The sequence below is a fragment of the Lactonifactor longoviformis genome (genome assembly GCF_042848515.1).
GTDB classification, from domain to species: domain Bacteria; phylum Bacillota; class Clostridia; order Lachnospirales; family Lachnospiraceae; genus Lactonifactor; species Lactonifactor longoviformis.
Genome location: NZ_AP031453.1, coordinates 213,151 through 232,240, shown reverse-complemented (window position 1 = coordinate 232,240; position 19,090 = coordinate 213,151). Strand labels below are relative to the sequence as shown.

Annotated in this window: 18 protein-coding genes; 6 read left to right on the top strand and 12 right to left on the bottom strand. The window is 46.5% G+C overall.

Annotation, left to right across the window (positions count from 1 at the left end; genetic code table 11):
- Positions 1-31: 31 nt before the first annotated feature.
- The 5 genes from ACGHCT_RS01010 to ACGHCT_RS00990 form a co-directional block, all read right to left on the bottom strand.
- Positions 32-1,549, bottom strand: a complete 1,518-nt coding sequence (locus ACGHCT_RS01010) for a sugar ABC transporter ATP-binding protein (RefSeq protein WP_154257523.1) — start codon at positions 1,547-1,549, stop codon at positions 32-34.
- A gap of 81 nt (positions 1,550-1,630) precedes the next feature.
- Positions 1,631-2,710 carry a sugar ABC transporter substrate-binding protein gene (locus tag ACGHCT_RS01005; protein ID WP_390437678.1) on the bottom strand — a complete coding sequence of 360 codons (1,080 nt, stop codon included), beginning with the start codon at positions 2,708-2,710 and terminating at the stop codon, positions 1,631-1,633.
- A 45-nt stretch (positions 2,711-2,755) separates the two neighbouring features.
- Positions 2,756-3,736 carry an ABC transporter permease gene (locus ACGHCT_RS01000; protein ID WP_154257521.1) on the bottom strand — a complete coding sequence of 327 codons (981 nt, stop codon included), beginning with the start codon at positions 3,734-3,736 and terminating at the stop codon, positions 2,756-2,758.
- A 121-nt stretch (positions 3,737-3,857) separates the two neighbouring features.
- Entirely contained in the window at positions 3,858-4,889 is a 1,032-nt protein-coding gene (locus ACGHCT_RS00995) for a LacI family DNA-binding transcriptional regulator (RefSeq protein ID WP_154257520.1), read from the bottom strand.
- Between the two features lie 96 nt (positions 4,890-4,985).
- Entirely contained in the window at positions 4,986-6,233 is a 1,248-nt protein-coding gene (locus ACGHCT_RS00990) for a cation:proton antiporter (protein WP_256280987.1), read from the bottom strand.
- Between the two features lie 187 nt (positions 6,234-6,420).
- Here ACGHCT_RS00990 and ACGHCT_RS00985 point away from each other — a divergent pair, with 187 nt between their 5' ends.
- Positions 6,421-7,023 carry a TetR/AcrR family transcriptional regulator gene (locus ACGHCT_RS00985; protein ID WP_390437676.1) on the top strand — a complete coding sequence of 201 codons (603 nt, stop codon included), beginning with the start codon at positions 6,421-6,423 and terminating at the stop codon, positions 7,021-7,023.
- Positions 7,024-7,081: 58 nt separating this feature from the next.
- On the opposite strand, the gene ACGHCT_RS00980 is transcribed toward ACGHCT_RS00985, so the two are convergent.
- From ACGHCT_RS00980 to ACGHCT_RS00960, 5 genes are read right to left on the bottom strand one after another with little or no spacing between them, the layout of a single operon-like run.
- Positions 7,082-8,239 carry a Glu/Leu/Phe/Val dehydrogenase gene (locus ACGHCT_RS00980; protein ID WP_390437674.1) on the bottom strand — a complete coding sequence of 386 codons (1,158 nt, stop codon included), beginning with the start codon at positions 8,237-8,239 and terminating at the stop codon, positions 7,082-7,084.
- A 49-nt stretch (positions 8,240-8,288) separates the two neighbouring features.
- On the bottom strand, positions 8,289-9,698 hold the full coding sequence (locus ACGHCT_RS00975; RefSeq protein WP_226902494.1) for a sodium:alanine symporter family protein: 1,410 nt from the start codon (positions 9,696-9,698) through the stop codon (positions 8,289-8,291).
- 24 nt (positions 9,699-9,722) lie between these two features.
- Complete coding sequence (locus ACGHCT_RS00970) at positions 9,723-10,445, bottom strand: 3-oxoacid CoA-transferase subunit B (protein WP_226902496.1); 723 nt, start codon at positions 10,443-10,445, stop codon at positions 9,723-9,725.
- Positions 10,429-11,127 carry a CoA transferase subunit A gene (locus ACGHCT_RS00965; protein ID WP_390437672.1) on the bottom strand — a complete coding sequence of 233 codons (699 nt, stop codon included), beginning with the start codon at positions 11,125-11,127 and terminating at the stop codon, positions 10,429-10,431. Before ACGHCT_RS00965 ends, ACGHCT_RS00970 begins: the two co-directional genes overlap by 17 nt.
- A gap of 27 nt (positions 11,128-11,154) precedes the next feature.
- On the bottom strand, positions 11,155-12,429 hold the full coding sequence (locus ACGHCT_RS00960; protein WP_154257513.1) for a nitrate/nitrite transporter: 1,275 nt from the start codon (positions 12,427-12,429) through the stop codon (positions 11,155-11,157).
- 343 nt (positions 12,430-12,772) lie between these two features.
- Between ACGHCT_RS00960 and ACGHCT_RS00955 the strand changes: the two genes are divergently transcribed.
- The 5 genes from ACGHCT_RS00955 to ACGHCT_RS00935 all read left to right on the top strand — a co-directional run bounded on the left by ACGHCT_RS00955 (position 12,773) and on the right by ACGHCT_RS00935 (position 16,179).
- Positions 12,773-13,408 carry a GntR family transcriptional regulator gene (locus tag ACGHCT_RS00955; RefSeq protein ID WP_154257512.1) on the top strand — a complete coding sequence of 212 codons (636 nt, stop codon included), beginning with the start codon at positions 12,773-12,775 and terminating at the stop codon, positions 13,406-13,408.
- Positions 13,409-13,618: 210 nt separating this feature from the next.
- A complete protein-coding gene (locus ACGHCT_RS00950; protein ID WP_390437670.1) occupies positions 13,619-13,825 on the top strand; it encodes a 4Fe-4S dicluster domain-containing protein in 207 nt (68 codons plus the stop codon).
- 2 nt (positions 13,826-13,827) lie between these two features.
- Positions 13,828-14,898, top strand: a complete 1,071-nt coding sequence (vorB, locus tag ACGHCT_RS00945) for a 3-methyl-2-oxobutanoate dehydrogenase subunit VorB (RefSeq protein WP_390437668.1) — start codon at positions 13,828-13,830, stop codon at positions 14,896-14,898.
- A 1-nt stretch (position 14,899) separates the two neighbouring features.
- Entirely contained in the window at positions 14,900-15,640 is a 741-nt protein-coding gene (locus ACGHCT_RS00940) for a thiamine pyrophosphate-dependent enzyme (RefSeq protein ID WP_390437666.1), read from the top strand.
- Positions 15,637-16,179, top strand: a complete 543-nt coding sequence (locus tag ACGHCT_RS00935) for a 2-oxoacid:acceptor oxidoreductase family protein (RefSeq protein WP_154257509.1) — start codon at positions 15,637-15,639, stop codon at positions 16,177-16,179. The genes ACGHCT_RS00940 and ACGHCT_RS00935 overlap by 4 nt, the downstream gene beginning before the upstream one ends.
- A gap of 92 nt (positions 16,180-16,271) precedes the next feature.
- On the opposite strand, the gene ACGHCT_RS00930 is transcribed toward ACGHCT_RS00935, so the two are convergent.
- Both ACGHCT_RS00930 and ACGHCT_RS00925 read right to left on the bottom strand, forming a co-directional pair.
- On the bottom strand, positions 16,272-18,290 hold the full coding sequence (locus ACGHCT_RS00930) for an FtsX-like permease family protein (protein WP_390437663.1): 2,019 nt from the start codon (positions 18,288-18,290) through the stop codon (positions 16,272-16,274).
- A complete protein-coding gene (locus ACGHCT_RS00925) occupies positions 18,280-19,047 on the bottom strand; it encodes an ABC transporter ATP-binding protein (protein ID WP_154257507.1) in 768 nt (255 codons plus the stop codon). The genes ACGHCT_RS00930 and ACGHCT_RS00925 overlap by 11 nt, the downstream gene beginning before the upstream one ends.
- Positions 19,048-19,090 lie beyond the last annotated feature (43 nt).

Sequence of the window (19,090 nt, the reverse complement as noted above, 5' to 3'; positions counted from 1 at the left end):
CATTATTCTAAATTTTAAGAACCGACATTTTTTATGCCTCTTTCGCCTGGGACATATACTGCATCATACTTTCTTCTGACAGCTCTTCATGCCTAAGTTCCCCGGTTACTCTTCCTTCATATAAGGTAATGACCCTGTCGCACAGGCTCAGGTTTTCCTGCATCTCACTGGAAACCATAATAATGCTGGTTCCCTCCTCAGCCAGTTCATTGATGATCTGGTATATCTCATTTTTAGCTCCCACATCAATTCCCTGGGTCGGCTCGTCCAGAAACAGAATGTCTGGTTTTTCTACCAGCCAGCGTGCGAGAACTACCTTCTGCTGATTGCCCCCGGACAAGTTGATGATTTTCTGATTGATCCCAGCTGTCTTAATTCTCAGCTTTTCCACAAAATCCTCGGCAATCAGCCGCTCTTTGCGGCCGGTATTCAGCCGTGCCTTATTCAGAACCTTTCTTAAAAAAGCAATGCTGATGTTTTCCTTTACTGTAAACTTCAAAAAAAGGCTCTGCAGTTTTCTGCCCTCTGGGATCAGCGCCATTTTATGTGCAATGGCCTCGCTGGTATTTCTAAGAGGCACCTCTTTTCCATAAATGCGGATGGTCCCGCTATCTCTTTTGTCTGCTCCGAACAGGGCCTGCAGAATCTCACTCCGTCCGGCGCCCACCAGACCTGCGATTCCCAGAAGTTCTCCTTTATAGAGTCGGAAACTCACATCTTGGACCTTATTTCCCACGGTCAGATGTTCTACTTCCAGGGCAACCTCTTTGGCATCATAGTCGGTCTTATAATGATCCCTCACAAACCCACCTGTATATTTTCTGCCTACCATAAGGGATATCATATCATCAATTTCTGTCGTCTTGGTATCCAGTACCTGGATTAATTCCCCATCACGGAATACCGCGATCCGGTCACTGATACGCAGTACCTCATCCAGCTTATGGGAAATATAAAGCATAGTAATGCCCTTTTTACGCAGTGCCCTCATAATAGAAAGGAGAATATCCGCTTCTTTCGGCGTCAGGGAAGATGTGGGTTCATCCAGTATCAGAAACTTTGCATTCAGGGAAAGTGCCTTGGCGATCTCTACCTGCTGCTGCTGGGATACGTTGATGTCCCGGACCAGGGTCCTGGGATCCAGATGTTCCAGCCCTACCTCCGTCAGCATCTTTCTGCTGTCCTCGTACAGCTTTTTTCTGTCTACCAGTCCTGCTTTATTTCTGGGGAGTCTTCCTAAATAAATATTTTCTGCTACTGACAATGCATTGGAGAGGGACAATTCCTGATGGATCATGGCAATCCCTTTTTCCTGCGCATAGATCGGGTTCATCTGCTGCATGGATTCTCCGTCAAATACCAGCTTTCCCTGCGTAGGTTCGTAGCTGCCGGACAGAATATTCATCAGCGTGGACTTCCCCGCACCGTTTTCACCTACGATTGCCATAATCTCCCCCCTGCGTACCTGAAGGTTTATATCATGTAACGCTACCACGCCAGGGAATTTTTTGGTTATATGTTCAATCTGATATACGATCTGCTCACTCATTTTATACCCTTTCGTCCGGCAGCCTGTAAAAGGCTGCCTTCTTTTTATCAGTTATCTCAGCGGTAAAGCTGCAAAATCAATCTATTTTGCCAGTTCTCCCACGTTGTCCGGTGTATAGATATCCATCTTTGTATAGGCCGTACCCGTCACATCCGCTTTACCTGAAACAATCTCATTGTAGGCCAGGATAATGGGGTCGCATCCCTGTCCGAATGGATCCTGGGTAATCGTAGCTTTAATTACACCTTTTTCCAGATAGCTCACGATCTCATCTGTTGTGTCAAAGCATACCAGCTGTACCTGATCGGTCAGATTCAGTTCTTCAATTGCTTTGGCTGCGCCCTGAGGCCCGCCTGCGGTTACAACGATACCTTTTAAGTCTGGATTTGCAGTGATAAAGTCTTTGGTTGCTGTATAAGCCTCGTCCCCGGAGTCGTGATTTTCCACAGAACCTACGATTTCCATTCCACTGTGGTTTTTAATCTCATTCTCAAATCCCTGACGGCGGAGTTCATGGGCATTTACATTATAGTAACCAGTGATAACGCCTATCTTTCCGGAATCTTCCGTCAGCTCAGCCAGTTTCCTGGCAATCTCGCCGCCTGCGGCATAGAGGTCCTGCCCTACAAAAGCAGTACGTGTGGATTCCTTCTCTGTATCAGAGTTAAAGGTATATACCGGAATTCCTGCTTTGGTTGCCTTGTCAATAGCGGGAACAATGGTGTCAGCCACACCTACAGTTGTAATGGCGTCGTATCCCTTTACCACGCAGGTATCAATTGCCTCTGCGAAAGCCTGTCCGTCAAAGTCATCAAATTCAATCACGTCCACCGTTACGTTCTGATCCGCCAGGAATTCTTTTGCCGCATCAATACCTTCTACTACTGTGTTCCAGAATGGGTTGTTGGAAACGGTAAGCGTTGCAATCTTAATCTCTTTGCCCTCACTGTTTGGCAGCGGGTCGTAGTTAAAGCCTTCCGGAATATCGCCCATAGGCTTCACATCACCGGCAGCCTCCCCTTTGTCTGTGTCAGCGGAGGCTTCTTCTGCGGTATCCTCCTTCGGAGCTTCCTCCTTTTTCTCCCCGCATGCAGCCATAGAACAGACTGCCAATGATGCTGCTAAAAATACCCCTGTAAATCTTTTCCAATTTTTTCTCATGTTGCTTCCTCCTTTACCTTTCTCCATTTAATTTATATGTACTCCTCAGACAGCTTTCCGGTTGGCCCTGATTCTATCGATGGTGACCGCAAAGATGATTACGAGACCAATCACGATGGACTGCCAGTAGGATGATACACTCAGTAACACAAATGCATTTTTCAGCACACCCATGATAGACGCTCCGATTAATGCTCCCCATATAGTTCCCTCACCGCCTGTCATGGAAACCCCTCCAATAACAACGGCCGCGATGGTATCAATGTCATATCCGGTCCCCAGCGTAGCATCGGCGCTGTAAAGATTTCCCGCAACTACAATCCCGCAGAAAGCGCAGAGCACACTTTGAATGACATAAACCAGACAGGTCATTTTCTTTACCTTAATCCCGGACAGGGCCGCTGCTCTGGGATTGTTGCCGATGGCATATATATTCCGCCCCGGCTGTGTGCACTGTGCAAAAATTGTTCCCAGAATAATAATCAGAAACATGAGTATTACACACATAGGCACAGGACCTACATACCCGCTTCCCAATACAGCCAAAGGAGAATCAAAATCAATGGGGCGTCCGCTGGTCAGAAGCATGGTGCATCCCGAGATAATCTTACCGGCTGCAAGAGTTACGATGAATGCGGGAAGGGCAAGCCTGGTCACCAACAGTCCGTTTACCATACCGATAACTGCTCCCAGAAGTAAAATTAATATCAGCACTGCAGGCCAGGGCAGGCCTGCATTGGTTGTCAGATAGGCTGCCATGGTAGCACAGAGCCCCACTGCATATCCCACAGACAAATCAATTCCGCCGGTGATAATAATCAGGGCCATCCCAACGGATATAATTCCATATCTGGAAATCTGGCTCAGTACATTGAAAATGTTGTTAAAGGTCATAAAGACCGGGCTTGCAAAGCTCATACCTATTATCAGTACCAGAAGTCCAATCAATACACTGAACTCCGCTCTGGAAGTCATCCGCTTCCAGAATCCATGGGTATCTGCGTTTCCCGCACTTTTAGTTTTCATATTTTTCCTCCGCTTAACTTGTATGATTGTTTTTGACTGTGTGCGAACACGGTCAGCGCCATTTTTTTCTCTTTACCATTTTTAAAACAGTAAAGAGAATTTTTAATCACTATCTGCTTATTTACAGATTATATTTTGTTGAAATGAAAACATGGGTATGTACTACACTTTTTTCCGGCTTCTGCCCGTACAGCAGATACTTTCCCATAATCTCCACGCCATTGTAGCCCTGCCGGAACGGCTCCTGGCATACAGTAGCAGATATCAGACCTTTCTCAATGTTTTCCCTTACAATATCTGTCAGGTCATAGGTGATTACCTTAATCTTGCGCTCAAGCTGCAATTCCTTCAAAGCACGGAGTCCTCCTGCCACACCGGCTGCTGCAAAGCATAGCCTGGTAATATCGGAAGATTCCTCCAGAAGTGCTTTCACCAGTTCATAGGATCTCTCATCATCATCGTTGTTCTCCAGAACAGCTTTTACCGATACATTAGGGAAATCCGACTTCAGGGTATCCTTAATACCCTTCAGGCGTATGTCCTGAGCCAATATCTGTCTGGATCCGATTACAATGGCTATCTGTTCCTTTAAGCCGTTGCTCATCATTCCCATCAACTCTCCCGCCACCTGACCGCTTGCCAGGTAATCACAGCCCACATAAGCTAACTTGCGCACATTGGGAATATCCGTATTGACAGTTACTACCTCTATTCCCTGCTGCTGCAGTTCCCGCAGTTTCTCTGCTACTTCCTCAGAGTTAATCGGCGTGAGAACCAGACCATTAATCCCCTGGCCTACCAGTTCCTCAATCTTCTGAATCTGTACCTGTGAATCAAAGCCTTTGATGTTCACCTGAATGCTTTCAATACCGAAGTGCTGCAGCTCTTCCAATGCATGATTCACTCCCTCAATGACCTTAAGGAAAAACGGGTTCCCTTCAGAGCAAAGGAGAACACCTATCTTTTTTGGCACATACCGCCTGGCCGCCAATGCTTTTGCCGCCGGATCCGGCTGATATCCCAGTTCATCTGCAATTTTCAGAATTTTCTGAGCTACCTCCGCATTGATACCAGGCCGATGGTTCAGGGCACGATCTACCGTCCCCCGGGACACATTTGCTACCTCTGCAATTTTTTTAATAGTTACCTTCATATTTCTCCTTGTCTTGTGCTCGCACACGTTGTATATTTTGTATTATAAATCCTGCCCAAAAAGAAATCAATTGGCAATTATGTTTAAACTTTCTCTCTAAAGTTTAGTAAGTATTTTTTTATTTTCAAGGTCCTTTTTAAACTCACCAGCCCATTCAAAGCCTTTTTTCGCCATAATTACAGCAATAATTTCGTTGATCACAGCGGCGGCCGCGATCGTGCCCTGTATGATTTTTGTACATTCCGGCGCCGGACCGTTCAATACAGAAACTGCAATTCCGGTAAAAACTAAAGATACACCGGAATGAGGCAGCAGTGTAAAACCCAAATATCTTTTTACTGTCTTTGGTGACTTTGTAATGGCTGCTCCAAAATATGCTCCAAAATATTTTCCTGCAGCCCGTGACGCAATATAAATAGCAGTAAAGGCTCCTGCGCCTAACATCAAATGGTAATCCAAAGGCGCTCCCAGATTGAGAATCACTACCACCATAGAAAGGCTGAGCAGGGGGTTAAACATCTTCATTAGTTTTTCCAGTTTCTCTTCTTGTATTATGTTCGAAAATGCAGCTGAAAAAGCCATCCCAATCAGCATAAAGTTCAGTACCGGCTCAGGCAGCACCCGGCGGTTAACAATAACCCCCAAAGCAGACGCCGCCAGAATGCCCAGAAGCATTAAGATAAATGACTTATATGGATTGTTTTCCCTTTTTATTAAAAATCCCGTGTTCAGTCCCACAGCTAATCCTATAACAAGGGGAAGGATAACCACTAGTGCAACCATATAGGATGGAAGCTTCCCTGCTGACAGATTTCCTGCAATAACAGCGATGGTTGTAAAAAACACAATGCAGCCGATGATATCATCTAATGCGGCCATAGGAATTAGAGTACTGGTAACCGGGCCTTTTGTCTTAAATTCCCTGACAATGGAAAGTGCGGGGGCCGGGGCTGTAGCCAGGGCAATCCCTCCAAAGATAAAAGACAGATACAGCGGAATATCCGAGAAGTAAAATACGGCTCCGAATATGAGGGAGACGAACAAAAACGTACCAATGGACTGTGTAAACGTGGTAAGTACAATTGCTTTTCCAGATTTTTTAATTTTTTTCCAGACCAGTTCCGTACCGATCATTAAACCTACTGCACATTCCAGGATATGTACCATGGACTGATACCACGTGGTATTTAATATGCTTTCATTGAGCAGATCCAGCGCATGAGGACCGAAAATCATACCGGTAATGAGCCAGCCCAAAATGGAGGGCAGCCTAATCTTTGAAACAAGCTTGCCAATCAGCTTTGCAAATACAATAACAGTCAAAAACCTTAACACATAAGACATAGTATATACTCTCTCACTTCATTTTATAGACCAATCAGTCTATAAATAGATTATCACAGATATAAACATTAGTCAATAATCACAGGGAAAAGGGGCCGCAGGAATTCGCTTATTGACTATATGTTTTTTACTATTTATACTATTTACTATTGTATAGTAGTTTAATCTATTTTTAGAGGTGAAGCAGATGAAGCAAAAGGAAAGAACAGAACTGACAAAGAAGAAAATTATTGAGGCAGGCATCCAGGAATTCGGTACGAAAGGGTATGCGGGCTTCACCCTTAATGGGGTCTGCTATAACCATGGAATTTCAAAAGGGTTATTCTATCATAACTTTAAGGGAAAGGATGAGCTTTATCTGGCGTGTGTATCAAAGTGTTTTTCAGATGTAACCTCCTTCTTAAAAGAACAGAATATTAAAGGTGATCTAAGAAGATATCTGGAACTCCGGTTTCAGTATTTTTTGGAGCATCCCAGTTGTGCCCGCATATTTTTTGAGGCATTGCTGCAGCCACAGCCAGAATTGGCCGATGCCATAGCAGAATCCAAAAAAGAATTTAACCAGTTGAACCGAAATCTTTATCGGACGGTGCTTTCAGAAATCACTTTGCGGGACGGTGTGACACAAGAGGACGCATTAGAATATTATGAGATTATTCAGGAAATGTTTAATGGCTACTTCAGCAGCGAAACCATTCCCGGGGGAGATTTGGAAAACATAATGATCGCTCATGAAGAAAAGCTGTCTAGAACCATTGATTTTATGCTCTATGGCATAGCACAGAAATAAGCGGCTGGCCGGGATTTCACCGGTCAGCCACTTATAACTAACTGCGATCACTGCATTCTCAGCGATTTGATGTGAATTCAAATTCTGTCTGTATTGTGGGCTCAAACCTTTCGTAGGCTATATCCCGGATGTATCTTCCGGTATTATCTTTTTCTGCAAACAGCATCCTCACGTTATCACGAACGCCCTCCTCAATGTCCCGGATGGCACCCTCCGCTGTGAATTCTATCTGACAGCGCCGGCAGCGGGAAAAGAATCGGATGGCACCCACATTCGCTATGAAGTCCGGAACCATGTCCACATTTCTTTTGCGGAGTACTTCATCTGCTTCAGCAGATACCGGGATGTTGGCCCCCTCTACCAGCAGTTTGTCCCCCAGTTTATCCGCGTTGCCTGCGTTGATTACATCCTCAAGGGCTGCCGGAATCAGAATATCACAGTCTATATCCAGCCAGTCTGTATTGGGGCGGACAGCGTAGGTCTCTGGGAAATACGCAGGATCCATCTCGCCGTACTGGTTCTTGTGGGCAATTAATTCGGCTACATCAAGCCCCTTTTCGCAGACCACCAGATTCTGAGCGTCTGCAATTCCTATCACTGTATATCCCAATTGCTTCATTTTCGAAGCACAGCTGGCACCTACGCAGCCAAAGCCCTGTATCACCACACGGGCACCGCCGGCTTCCTGGTGCCGGATTTTCCATGCCTCATCCGCAGCAAAGGCTACTCCATAGCCTGTCATGGCATCGTTTAACGTGAACCCGTCAATCATGGCATCCACCAGTATGGGAATCTGCTCACGACCTTTGATGCAGACCGGGTCCTCACAGTGGGTCTTAGTAGCCGGTACCCGCATCCCCAGTTCTTCAAAGATCCTATAAAAGTCAGGTCCTTTGGTTCCCAGGTCAGCCCCGATCCCAAGGCCGAGATCCACATAAGGGCGGATGGCCTGTATAAACCGTTTCAGTACCTCATAGGCATCCGGTGCTTTGCTGTCGTATACAATCCCAGCTTTCATTCCTCCGCAGTCGTCGGCACCGGCGGCATTGTATTTGTAGGCCATCATCTTAGCCAGGCGGATAACTTCCTCTTTCGTTACAGAGGGATGCATACGGACACCGCCCCCTGAATAATGTTCTACCAGGTTGTATACACACAGCCATCCCTTTGCCTCTGATTTTGTATCGTTCCATTCTACGATTGCATATGGTTTCATAATATATTCTCCTTTCCTCTCGCTCATCGTTTAGCTGCAGGCATATAGCTTACTGCTTCTTTCCTTTTAAATATTTACTTTCATAATCCCTCGTTATGGCATACACATCCTTTCGAAGAAGTACCAGGACCACCAGACTTAGCATAATAAGAATTGCCACATTGCTGTCTCCCACCCGCCAAAGGATATCCACGCGTTCCACAAATACAGGATTGGTGGAAAAAACAGCCATCAGGCAGATCAGAAGGCGGTATACATTAGAAGCAATTTTACTCTTTGTAAAATAACGAAGACAGATCTCCCCATAATAAGCGCACATGACTGCTGTGGTAAGGGCAAAAAAGATGACTGCTGCCATGACAAAGAGGTTCGCCAGCACAGGGGCTTTTAATCCCCTGGATATGGCCTGGGTAGTGAGGGCAGCGCCGCTTTCGCCGCTCTCCCAGCTTCCTGTAATTAAGATTGCAAACGCTGTGCAGGTACAGATAATGGTATCTATGAGCACCTCGCTGATGCCCCACATGCCCTGCTTTGCCGGATGATCCACATCGCTGGAAGCATGAGAAAATGCCGTATCGCCCATCCCTGCCCCATTAGAATAAAATCCCCGGGCAAAGCCATACCTGGCGGCCATTGACACCGTAGCGCCTCCAAACCCGCCGGCGGCTGCCTTTGCGTCGGTCACTGCATACTTAAAAATAAGTTCAAATATGTAAGGAATTTTGGTAAAATTCATCAGCAGAATAATCACTACAATGGCCATATAGGCCACTGACATAAAAGGGACAATCCGTTCTGCCACCTTACTGATACGTTTTAAGCCGCCTAACAATACCGTTCCCATTAACCCGGAAGCGATTACGCCAACCAGCATGGGAGGAACATGAGTAAAACACGTAGTCACCGAAGAAGCAATGGTATTCACTTGTACTGCGGGCGCATTGAGATTAGAAACTACATAGGTAGCCGCGTAGAACACCGCCAGCCATTTAAACCTCCTGCCCAGTCCCTTCTCCACATACCACATTAAGCCGCCCCGGTACATACCTGTCTCCGGATCTACCTCCCGGTATTTTACACCCAGCGCTATTTCTCCGTATTTGATAATCAGTCCCAATATTCCTGCAAGCCAGAGCCAGAAAACTGCTCCAGGCCCGCCGAGGGCAATGGATACGGCTACTCCTGCGATGTTGCCAACCCCTAATGTGTTGCATAGGGCCATACACAGGGCCTGGAAGGAGGATATTCCTTTTTTTGTTGTCCCGGCCGCCGTACCACGAATCTGCTGTCCCAATGTAGAGTTTATGCTGTGCCCAAAATAGCGGAACTGGAAGCCTCTGGTCCCTACGGTATACATTAGGGCAACTATAGTAAGAAATATAAGCATAGGAATTTCCCAGAGGAAATCACCAAGTTCGATGTATTTGTTGATTACCGACATGATTCCATCAATTACCATCGTATTCCTCTTCTCTGTAAACTTCTAATCTGCGGGCATCTCCATCACATGAAGCCTTTTATCAAAAACCAGCTCCATTTCTGTTATCTTTATCAGTTCCTCTCTATCAATCTCCGGGTTCATGGCCGTCACCACAAATTGCCCGCCACGGCGCTCCAGGATGCAGAATTCTGTCACCACAACGTCCACACAGGCTACTGCAGTCAGGGGCATAGTACATCTTTTCAAAAGTTTAGGCTCTCCGTCCTTTGTGCAGTGTTCCATGGCAATGATTACCTTTTTGGCACCGCATACCAAATCCATGGCGCCGCCCATGCCGGGAACCCGCTTGCCGGGAACCATCCAGTTGGCCAGATTTCCCTCTTCGTCCACTTGTAAGCCGCCCAGGACTGTGGCATCCAAATGGCCCCCTCTTGCCATTGCAAAAGCTATGGAGCTGTCAAAGCAGCAGCCTCCCGGAAGGAGTGTTACATACTCACAGCTGGCGTTGATCAAATCTCTGTGTCCGGTTTTCCAGTCACTGTCCTCGCCTCCGTGCTCCGCTTTCCAGCGCTGCATCTCCTCCTGGGTTCCGGTGATGGTGGCGTCCTGCCCCACACAGCCATTTTCCCCGTGCAGCCATACGGTAATGTCTCTGGGGATATAGCGCCCTACCAGGGTAGGCATTCCCACTCCCAGGTTCACAAAATCACCATCGTGCAGCATATTGGCAATATTAAGGGCAATGATCTCACGTTTGCTGTACATCTGCAGCCCTCCTCTCCGACAGGATCACCTGATCTACAAAAATACCAGGCAGCTGCACCAATTCCGGGTTGATTTCACCGATCTCCACTAGTTTTTCTACCTCCAGAATAACCTTATCCGCAGCCATTGCCATAAGCGGATTAAAGTTCATTGAAGAATACTTGAACACGGCGTTGCCCATGGGATCTGCCTTATAGGCCTTAACCAGAGCCACATCTGCCCGGAGAGGCAGTTCCAGCAGGAACTCCTTCCCATTGATTACTTTTTTCTCCTTCCCTTTTTCAGCGATGGTGCCGATTCCCGTTGGCGTATAGAATCCGGCGATCCCGGAACCCCCGGCCCGAATGCGCTCCGCCAGGGTACCCTGGGGGATCAGTTCATATTCCAGTTCTCCCTTTTGAATGAGCTCATTTACAAAAGGATTAGCCCCGATAAAGGAGGCACATACCTTTCGGATCCTCCCGCCGGTAAAAAGTTCTCGGATCGCCTCTGCGGGGAAGGATGCGGTATTTGCAAAGCCTATGTCTTCCGAAATTGTGGTGAGATTACTTATGGGGCGTCTTGATAATTCCTTCAGCAGTCCCAGGGGACAGCCTGAAATAGTAAATCCTCCTACCATTATGGTATTGCCGGAATGGATGGTATCCACCGCTGCCATAAGCGTTGTTACTTTGTCAATCATAAACCACCTCCTGCAAAACAATTGTCTCTATGCCAGTTTTGCGGCCTTTTGCTTCCGGACGATGCGCCAGCAGCAGAAGCAGCCTGTCAAAAGAAGTACAATGAGAATCCCAAAGAGAATATAATAAGCATCATTTCCCCTGGTGTCCAGCATGCTGCCGATAAATGGACCAAGCACCAGATCCGGCAGCGCCCCCGCCAGAGCCGCCAGGCCGGTAGCGGTCCCTAAAAGGTGCTGCTTTACACCGATTTCTCCTATCACAGAGTACTTGATGGGATAAGACATCTGCACCAATGCTGCAGGAATCAGGGTATAGATGCTGATGAGCATCACATTGGCATTATGAGGCATAATAAAGAGTCCCCCGATGATAACAGCCGTCACAAAAAATACCAGCATAATCCATTTGGTCGTGCCCTTAAACACTTTGTCCGCGATCAGACCGCCCACCAGCGCCAGGATCAGGAATATGTAAGTTCGAATGATGGCAAACACTCCGGAAGCTTCCGGGGAAACCCCCACTACTGCAGTTAAAAACGGGGTAAAGTAGGACATCATGCTGTACATACAGTAGGCAATCATACAGATTATCATCATCATCCAAACACTGGGATTTCTTAGTACCTCCGTAAGCTGATTCAGTTCTATGCCGCTGTGCTTTTTCTCTGTCTCAGCCTGAACCGCTTCCGGAGCTGTCAGCTCACTGTCAAATAAGAAAATAATCAGTACAGTGGCCAGGATGGTGGAGCCTGCCGCTACCAGAATGGCCATGCGGAAGCTCATGACAGGATCTTCGAATCTTGTGGAAACCCACAGAGCCAATGCCTCCAGCACTGCAGCGCTGATGCCGTTGAAGGCATAGTACCAGCCAAAGGAAGACCCGGAGCGGCCTGCTGTGCCGGTCTTATTCCCGATAATATTCAGCACTTTAGAAAAAATGGGCCAGTAGATACCCATGGTTAAAAACGCCAATATGATCCAGATTAAGAGGGAAACAACATAATGTGTGCTTGCAAATGCATAGAGCAGTGTAACCGCCGTGGTGGCGAGAAGCGCGAAGACTAGTCCTTTTTTAGAGTCAATCTTATCGCAGATCATACCGCAGGGAACATCAAAAACCAGTGATGCCACGGAAAACACAGTCATCAAAAGTGCTGATTGGGTATTCGTCATTCCGGTTACCTGCAGCTGCAAATCATAAAATACAAATTTAATATACGGAATAATAAAGATAGAGCCACCCGCAACTCCAAGTGCAAATAAAGTTGCATATAATTTAAATTTACTAATTTGAGTTTCCATATAGGTTTCTCCTTCCTCAAATAATAGGTTTTGCTCTCACTAAAACATCACACTGCACTTTAATTAATCATCTCCTTTCAGCAATTGTATAAAGTGCACAATATTTATATATTCCAAACAACAAACAAGTACTAAATACACAATACCAATATTTTATACCGATGTCAATATATTTTATTATAAAATATTATATATTATATTTCGCGCATATATTGCACAAAATATATTTTACTTTTATACAGTATATGATATAATTGGAAATATCATGGGCCTCGCGGAAGGAGCCCAAAGTAAGCCGTCTGTTAATTTAGCCGGCAAATAAATCTAAGTGTTGAGGTGTATCATGGCAAAAGTGAAATCCCTCGTAGATCAGGTCTACGAGTACATTATTGAGAAAATAAAACTGGGGGAATTAGCGGAAGGGGAAAAGATCGATGAGGCAGGGCTTATCAATGAGATTGGCACCAGCCGCACGCCTATCAGAGAAGCACTGCTCCTTTTGGCAGCCGATCGTGTGCTGGACAATGTTCCCCGTAAAGGGTTTTTCGTTAAAAAACACAACCATGCGGAAGAAGTGAACGCATACTCCGTCATCGCCTGCCTGGAGACTTATGCCATCCGTCAGGTGCTGCCTGTTCTGAATGATTATGACTATGTGATAATGTCAAATATGATCGATCTGATGGACACAGCCATCAACCTGAATGACTATCCCCACTATGTGGAACAGCAGGAAGAGTTTCACGCCTACTGCATAAATAAAACAAATAATCAGACATTAATTGAAGTCATTGCGTCCATCAAGCGTCAGTTTCCCAGACATACATTTAACATTTCCCAGGCATCTGATATGTACGAAACCTTCCGCCGTTCCAACGAAGGGCACAGGGCCGTACTCTCAGCCATCAAACGCAAAGACATACCAGCTCTGGAAAAGGCCGTGCTGAATCACTGGTGCTGGGACACACAGACGGATTAAGTAGAGTTACTATTTAACAATTTTTCATTAAATATTTCGTCAATATTATCCAAACATTATTTTTTTTGTTAAATTCTATTGACAATTTTATAGATACTACACATACTAATGTTAAAAATTACATAACGCCATTCTCCAATACAGAACCCTTTCTGGTTTACAATCAACAAACAAGTACAAAATTGTAAAGAAAAGAAAGGGGGTATACCAATGAGCACAATTATGTTACATCCGCAGAACTGTAAGTCCTGCGGGTACTGCATCAGAGCCTGCAGACAAAACGCACTTTTTTTCTCTGAAGAGACCAATGCCAACGGATATCACATGGTGGATATTGAGACAGAGAAGTGTATAGGCTGCGGTATGTGCTACACAGTATGTCCGGATTACGTATTTAGTTTTAGGGAGGTGGGATAACTATGAAGCAGCTAATGAAGGGAAATAATGCCCTTGCGGAGGCAGCAGTCCGCGCCGGATGCCGGTTATTTGCGGGTTATCCTATCACTCCGCAGTCAGAGATATTGGAGTACTTATCATGGAGACTGCCGGAAGCAGGGGGCGAATTCGTCCAGACAGAATCTGAGCTTGCCGGCATCAATATGATTATCGGAGGCGCCGCCACCGGTCAGAGAGTTATGACCAGCTCCTCAGGACCTGGATTTTCACTGAAGCAGGAAGGAATCTCCTATCTCGCTTCCATTGAACTTCCAGCAGTTATTGTGGACGTGGCCCGTTTCGGCATTGGGCTTGGAGATGTAACCGTAGGTCAGGGGGACTATTTCCAGACTACCAAAGGCGGCGGGCATGGAGGATATTTTATCCCGGTTTATGCTCCATCCTCCATTCAGGAAAATGCAGATTTTGTCGTAAAGGCCTTTGAGACCGCTGAAAAATACCGCACCCCTGTCATTGTATTGTCCGATGCCTCCATCGGTCAGATGTGCGGTTCCGTGGAGCTTCCCGAACAGCAGTATCCCAAACGGGATCGATTTGACTGGGCTCTGGGTATGGACGGAGACCGCCCCCCTATGGGACGGAAGATGACCGACCGCATGTATACCGACTTTGCCTATGAAGAGTACGTTCCTCATATCTGCAGTCGTTATAGTGAGATGAAAGAAAAGGAGCAGCTATGGGAAGAGGTTCAGGCGGAAGACGCAGAAGTACTGCTTGTGTCCTACGGAATCAGCTCCCGTATCTGCAAAGAAGCGGTTAAGATGGCGCGAAGCGCTGGTCTGAAGCTGGGTTTGATCCGGCCTATGACTGTATGGCCCTTCCCCGTAAAAGCATTCCAAAAATACAACGGAAAAGTAAAAGGCTATCTGTCTGTAGAGATGATTCCCATCCCGCAGATGATAGAAGACGTATACCTTGCCTCTCACGGAACTACCCCTGTATATGCTATGCCTACAGGCAGAGAGATCGCCGCAAGCGAAGACATCATTGAAAATGTCAAAGCAATACTGAACGGTACAAAGGAGGTATACTGATATGACAAAAAATATTCCTGCACTTATTTCCGGTACAAGCAGTTTTTGTCCCGGCTGCGGCCATGGTATTATTATCCGGCTGATTGCAGAGGTACTGGATGAGATGGGCATAAAACAGCAGGATGCCATCTGCGCCCTTGCGGTTGGATGTGCATGTCTCCTGAACAATACACTGAAGGTAGACCGGCTGGGCTGCCCCCATGGACGGGCGGGCGCCGGCGCTTCCGGCATCAAACGCTGCCGTCCCGACAAGCTTGTGTTTACCTATCAGGGAGACGGTGACGCCATCTCTATCGGATTTTCCGAGACAGTGTATGCCGCCCAGCGCAATGAAAAAATAACTGCAATTATTGTAAATAACGGCGTATTCGGCATGACCGGCGGACAGGCATCCCCAACCACCCTGATCGGGCAGAAGACCGCAACCACAGTCAACGGGAAGACCGCTGCGTTTAACGGTATGCCCGTAGATATTATGGAACATCTGCGTCCGATTCCATCCACCGCTTATCTGGCCCGGGGGAGCGTCCATGATGCCAAGAGTATACTGAAAACCAAACAGTATATCCGCAGGGCCTTTGAAACACAGATATCCGGAGCCGGGTACAGCTGTGTAGAGATTTTATCTCCCTGTCCCACTAACTGGCATATGGACCCGGTAACTGCTGTAGATCGCATTGCCTCTGAGGTAATGGCCGTCTATCCCATCGGAGAGATTAAGACAGGAGGTGCTGCATCATGACGAAAGAATTTGTATTTGCAGGATTCGGCGGGCAGGGTGTTTTAACCGCCGGTATGATCCTGGCTTATTCCGGGGCTGCAAAAGATCTGGACGTCACATGGATTCCCTCCTACGGCTCTGAAATGCGCGGTGGCACTGCCAACTGTACGGTCAAGCTGGGGGACGAGGAGGTGGCCAGTCCATTTCCCAAAACCCCTGACGTTTTAATTGCCATGAACGAACCTGCTTTGCATAAATTTATGTCCAGCGTAAAGCCGGGGGGAAGTATCATTATAAACAGTTCCATAGTAAAAACAATACCGGAGTCTGCCAATGTAAAGATATACTCCGTTCCGGCAAACGATATTGCTGCTCATTTTAAGAACGCAAGAAGCGCCAACCTCTGTGCACTTGGGGCTGCAATAGCCGCAGCTGACGATCTTTTGACGCTGGAAGATGTGGAGAAAGGGCTTTGCGGGTATCTGGCAAAAATAAAAAATAATGAATCTAACATTGCAGTATTAAAAGCCGGTTACCGGGCGGTTTCTGAATCTGCATAAGTGAACCTACTTCCGGCCGCTGCCATACAATAGCAGCGGCCGGAAAAATTTCTGAATGCCTCCCCATAGTTGCAGCATTTAGAATTATTTTTTTAAAGTTCCAGGATACGTCTGCTCCCCAAATAGGTTGCAATAAAGTATACCCCATAAACCGATAAAATTACCAGCGCCCCAAACCCAATGACCGAAACCATTACCGTTAGCTGCAACCCTTCAAAATACCGGAAGATGGCTAATACAGTCACTGCAGAATGGAGGACTGCAAGGACCAGCGGAAGCCCGAAATATACTCTGAGCTGCTTCCTTAACGACCGTCTCATGTCCCTTTTAGATACGCCCAGCTTCTTAAGAATCCCGTACCGTTCCGTATTATCGGAAGACTGGGATAACTGGCGGAGTGCCAAAACCGCGCCAGAGGTAATCAAAAATGTAATACCTACGTAAATACCCAGATATGTCACAAGAAGATTGTCAGAGCTCAATGACACCAGCACTTCCTCCCGGGGCCACATTACATACCCGTTCAGGCCGGCGTCCACCCAGCGGTCATGCAGCTTAAGATTCAGGTCATCCCCTTCCCGGGTAAAATTAAAGTTCAAAAACCATCTCTGAGGGGTAAGGCTCTCAGCCAATGACTGGGGGACAATCAGTGTTCCCTGCTCGGCTAATATGTTAGTGTTCTCCCAGCCGTAATGAAATATTCCGTCCTCGGCCAGTGTCAGGGTACTGTCCCCAAGCTTCAACGGCTGGGGTTCCTGTTGAAAGGCTTTTAGGACCTCTTCCATGGCCGGAAAAGCATAGCTTACAGCGTATTCCCCTTCTGCCAGCTGAACCGGGGGCTGGTTCTGCAGAGCAAGCAAACGGTTATAGTCTTCTAATCCCAGGACGGTAAGGGGAATCTTATCTGATTCACCGCCTTCTTTTCCTGTCAGGAATCCTGCTGTAGCTTCGGATGACTTATAAGTCCAGAAGTCTGCATACTCGTCCGAAAACTCATCTATGTGGAATCCCGACTGGCTCAAGTATCCCAGAGGATCGTCCCCAGCCTCTTTATTCCCTGCCATTGGAGCATAAAAAATAGTTCCGTCATAGGGCACTGCATTTTCTATCCCATTCATGACAAACTTCCCCAGTCCCGGCCCTAATATTGTCAGGGAAAACGACAGGAACAGAAGAACAGCTGTCATTGCCAGAGAGCTCCCTTCCGTTTTAAGCCTGGAGGAAAACTGGCTTGTTGTGAATATACGAATGCCGCGGTAGTAACGCCGCTTATTTTTCTTCATTAAGCCTGTAGATATTGTGAGTGCCGCCCTAAAGAAGCATACCGTGCCGACAATTAACAGCAGTCCGCCCAGAGCCAAAGCTTTAAAGGTATCCTTTTCGGACATTACAAACACAATTCCATATCCCCCCAGAATCAATAAGACAGAGATAATACCCAGCAATACGGAAAAGCCGCTTTTTCCCTCACCTACTGTCTCATTCCTCTTTCCTGCATGGAGCATTTCCAGAAGAGTCATTTTCTTAAGTTCCCTCACATTGAACAGATGGACAAAGAAAAATAGAACTCCAAAGAAAAGAATGCTTAATATAATTGCCTTCCCAGAGATCATAAAATGGTAATTCGCCAGGCTGATTCCGATCAGACGGGCAGTTGCCAGAGAAAGAAGCTGGGCAGCAAATATTCCCAGGGCTATCCCCGAAAGCAGTGAAAGCACTCCTATCTGCAGGGTTTCCCTCATAAGAAGCCGGTTCAGATCTCTCCGTTCCAGTCCAAGCACTGCATATGTTCCCATCTCCCTCTTTCTGCGTCTCAGCAAGAATCGGTTGGCATAAACCACCAGTGCTCCCATAATAACACATACCAACACTGAAAATACGGTCAGTACGGTGGAGGAAAATGCAAGATAGCTTAAGGGATCTTCAAGCCCCAGAGAGGCAAACTGCGTACTGATAGAATTAAAACTGTAAAACAGACAGACAGAGAGCATCAGTGTAAAAAAATAGATAAAGTAATCCTTCGCAGATTTTTTTACATTCTTAGAAGGCAGCTTCCGGAAGAATCCATGTAAGGAGGATTGGTTTTTACACCTCTTTCTATTAGAAAGCATAATTGTTATCACCTCCTAAGAAAGAAATTACCTGCATAATTTCATCAAAAAATTTCTTCCTGCTTTTCTCACCCCGCACCAGTTCATTAAATATCTGTCCATCTTTAATGAATAGTATGCGCTTACAGTGGCTCGCAGTAAAAGCATCGTGAGTCACCATCAGTATGGTAGCTTTTTTTCTGTCATTTAATATGCTCAGACTCTCCATAAGCATTCCCGCTGACTTTGAGTCAAGAGCTCCCGTAGGTTCGTCTGCAAGAATCAGGGAAGGTTTGGTCACAATGGCCCGGGCACAGGCAACGCGCTGCTGCTGGCCCCCAGACATCTCATATGGATATTTATCCAGGATGGCTTTAATCTCCAGGTCATCGGCCACCTGTTCGATCAGCCGTGATATTTGGCCGGGTTTCACACCATTGATTGCCAGGGCCAGGGCGATATTGTCTCTCCCTGTTAAAGTATCCAGAAGATTAAAGTCCTGGAAGATAAATCCCAGCTGTTCCCTCCTGAAACGGGCCAGCTTATTATCACTTAACGTTGTGACATCCTGCCCCTGAATCAGGATTTGTCCCGCAGTCGCCTTGTCAATGGTCGAAATACAGTTTAGAAGAGTTGTCTTTCCGCTTCCGGAAGCCCCCATAATCCCAATGTATTCTCCCTGTTCCACTTCAAAGCTTATATTGTTGACGGCTTTCGTAACTGCGCCTTTTGTTTTATAAAATTTCTGCAGATTCTCTACTTTTAACACAGGATTCATTTCATACACCTCCATCATTTGATAGGTCCAGTGTAGCATGGAG

Excerpts from the sequence above, each read along its gene's own strand:
- ACGHCT_RS00925 (WP_154257507.1), bottom strand. The coding sequence starts at position 19,047 with ATGAATCCTGTGTTAAAAGTAGAGAATCTGCAGAAATTTTATAAAACA.
- ACGHCT_RS01000 (WP_154257521.1), bottom strand. The coding sequence starts at position 3,736 with ATGAAAACTAAAAGTGCGGGAAACGCAGATACCCATGGATTCTGGAAG.
- ACGHCT_RS00930 (WP_390437663.1), bottom strand. The coding sequence starts at position 18,290 with ATGCTTTCTAATAGAAAGAGGTGTAAAAACCAATCCTCCTTACATGGA.
- ACGHCT_RS00950 (WP_390437670.1), top strand. The coding sequence starts at position 13,619 with ATGAGCACAATTATGTTACATCCGCAGAACTGTAAGTCCTGCGGGTAC.
- ACGHCT_RS00985 (WP_390437676.1), top strand. The coding sequence starts at position 6,421 with ATGAAGCAAAAGGAAAGAACAGAACTGACAAAGAAGAAAATTATTGAG.
- ACGHCT_RS00990 (WP_256280987.1), bottom strand. The coding sequence starts at position 6,233 with ATGTCTTATGTGTTAAGGTTTTTGACTGTTATTGTATTTGCAAAGCTG.
- vorB (WP_390437668.1), top strand. The coding sequence starts at position 13,828 with ATGAAGCAGCTAATGAAGGGAAATAATGCCCTTGCGGAGGCAGCAGTC.
- ACGHCT_RS00980 (WP_390437674.1), bottom strand. The coding sequence starts at position 8,239 with ATGAAACCATATGCAATCGTAGAATGGAACGATACAAAATCAGAGGCA.
- ACGHCT_RS00975 (WP_226902494.1), bottom strand. The coding sequence starts at position 9,698 with ATGGTAATTGATGGAATCATGTCGGTAATCAACAAATACATCGAACTT.
- ACGHCT_RS00960 (WP_154257513.1), bottom strand. The coding sequence starts at position 12,429 with ATGGAAACTCAAATTAGTAAATTTAAATTATATGCAACTTTATTTGCA.
- ACGHCT_RS00935 (WP_154257509.1), top strand. The coding sequence starts at position 15,637 with ATGACGAAAGAATTTGTATTTGCAGGATTCGGCGGGCAGGGTGTTTTA.
- ACGHCT_RS00970 (WP_226902496.1), bottom strand. The coding sequence starts at position 10,445 with ATGTACAGCAAACGTGAGATCATTGCCCTTAATATTGCCAATATGCTG.
- ACGHCT_RS00965 (WP_390437672.1), bottom strand. The coding sequence starts at position 11,127 with ATGATTGACAAAGTAACAACGCTTATGGCAGCGGTGGATACCATCCAT.
- ACGHCT_RS00995 (WP_154257520.1), bottom strand. The coding sequence starts at position 4,889 with ATGAAGGTAACTATTAAAAAAATTGCAGAGGTAGCAAATGTGTCCCGG.
- ACGHCT_RS01010 (WP_154257523.1), bottom strand. The coding sequence starts at position 1,549 with ATGAGTGAGCAGATCGTATATCAGATTGAACATATAACCAAAAAATTC.
- ACGHCT_RS00940 (WP_390437666.1), top strand. The coding sequence starts at position 14,900 with ATGACAAAAAATATTCCTGCACTTATTTCCGGTACAAGCAGTTTTTGT.
- ACGHCT_RS00955 (WP_154257512.1), top strand. The coding sequence starts at position 12,773 with ATGGCAAAAGTGAAATCCCTCGTAGATCAGGTCTACGAGTACATTATT.
- ACGHCT_RS01005 (WP_390437678.1), bottom strand. The coding sequence starts at position 2,710 with ATGAGAAAAAATTGGAAAAGATTTACAGGGGTATTTTTAGCAGCATCA.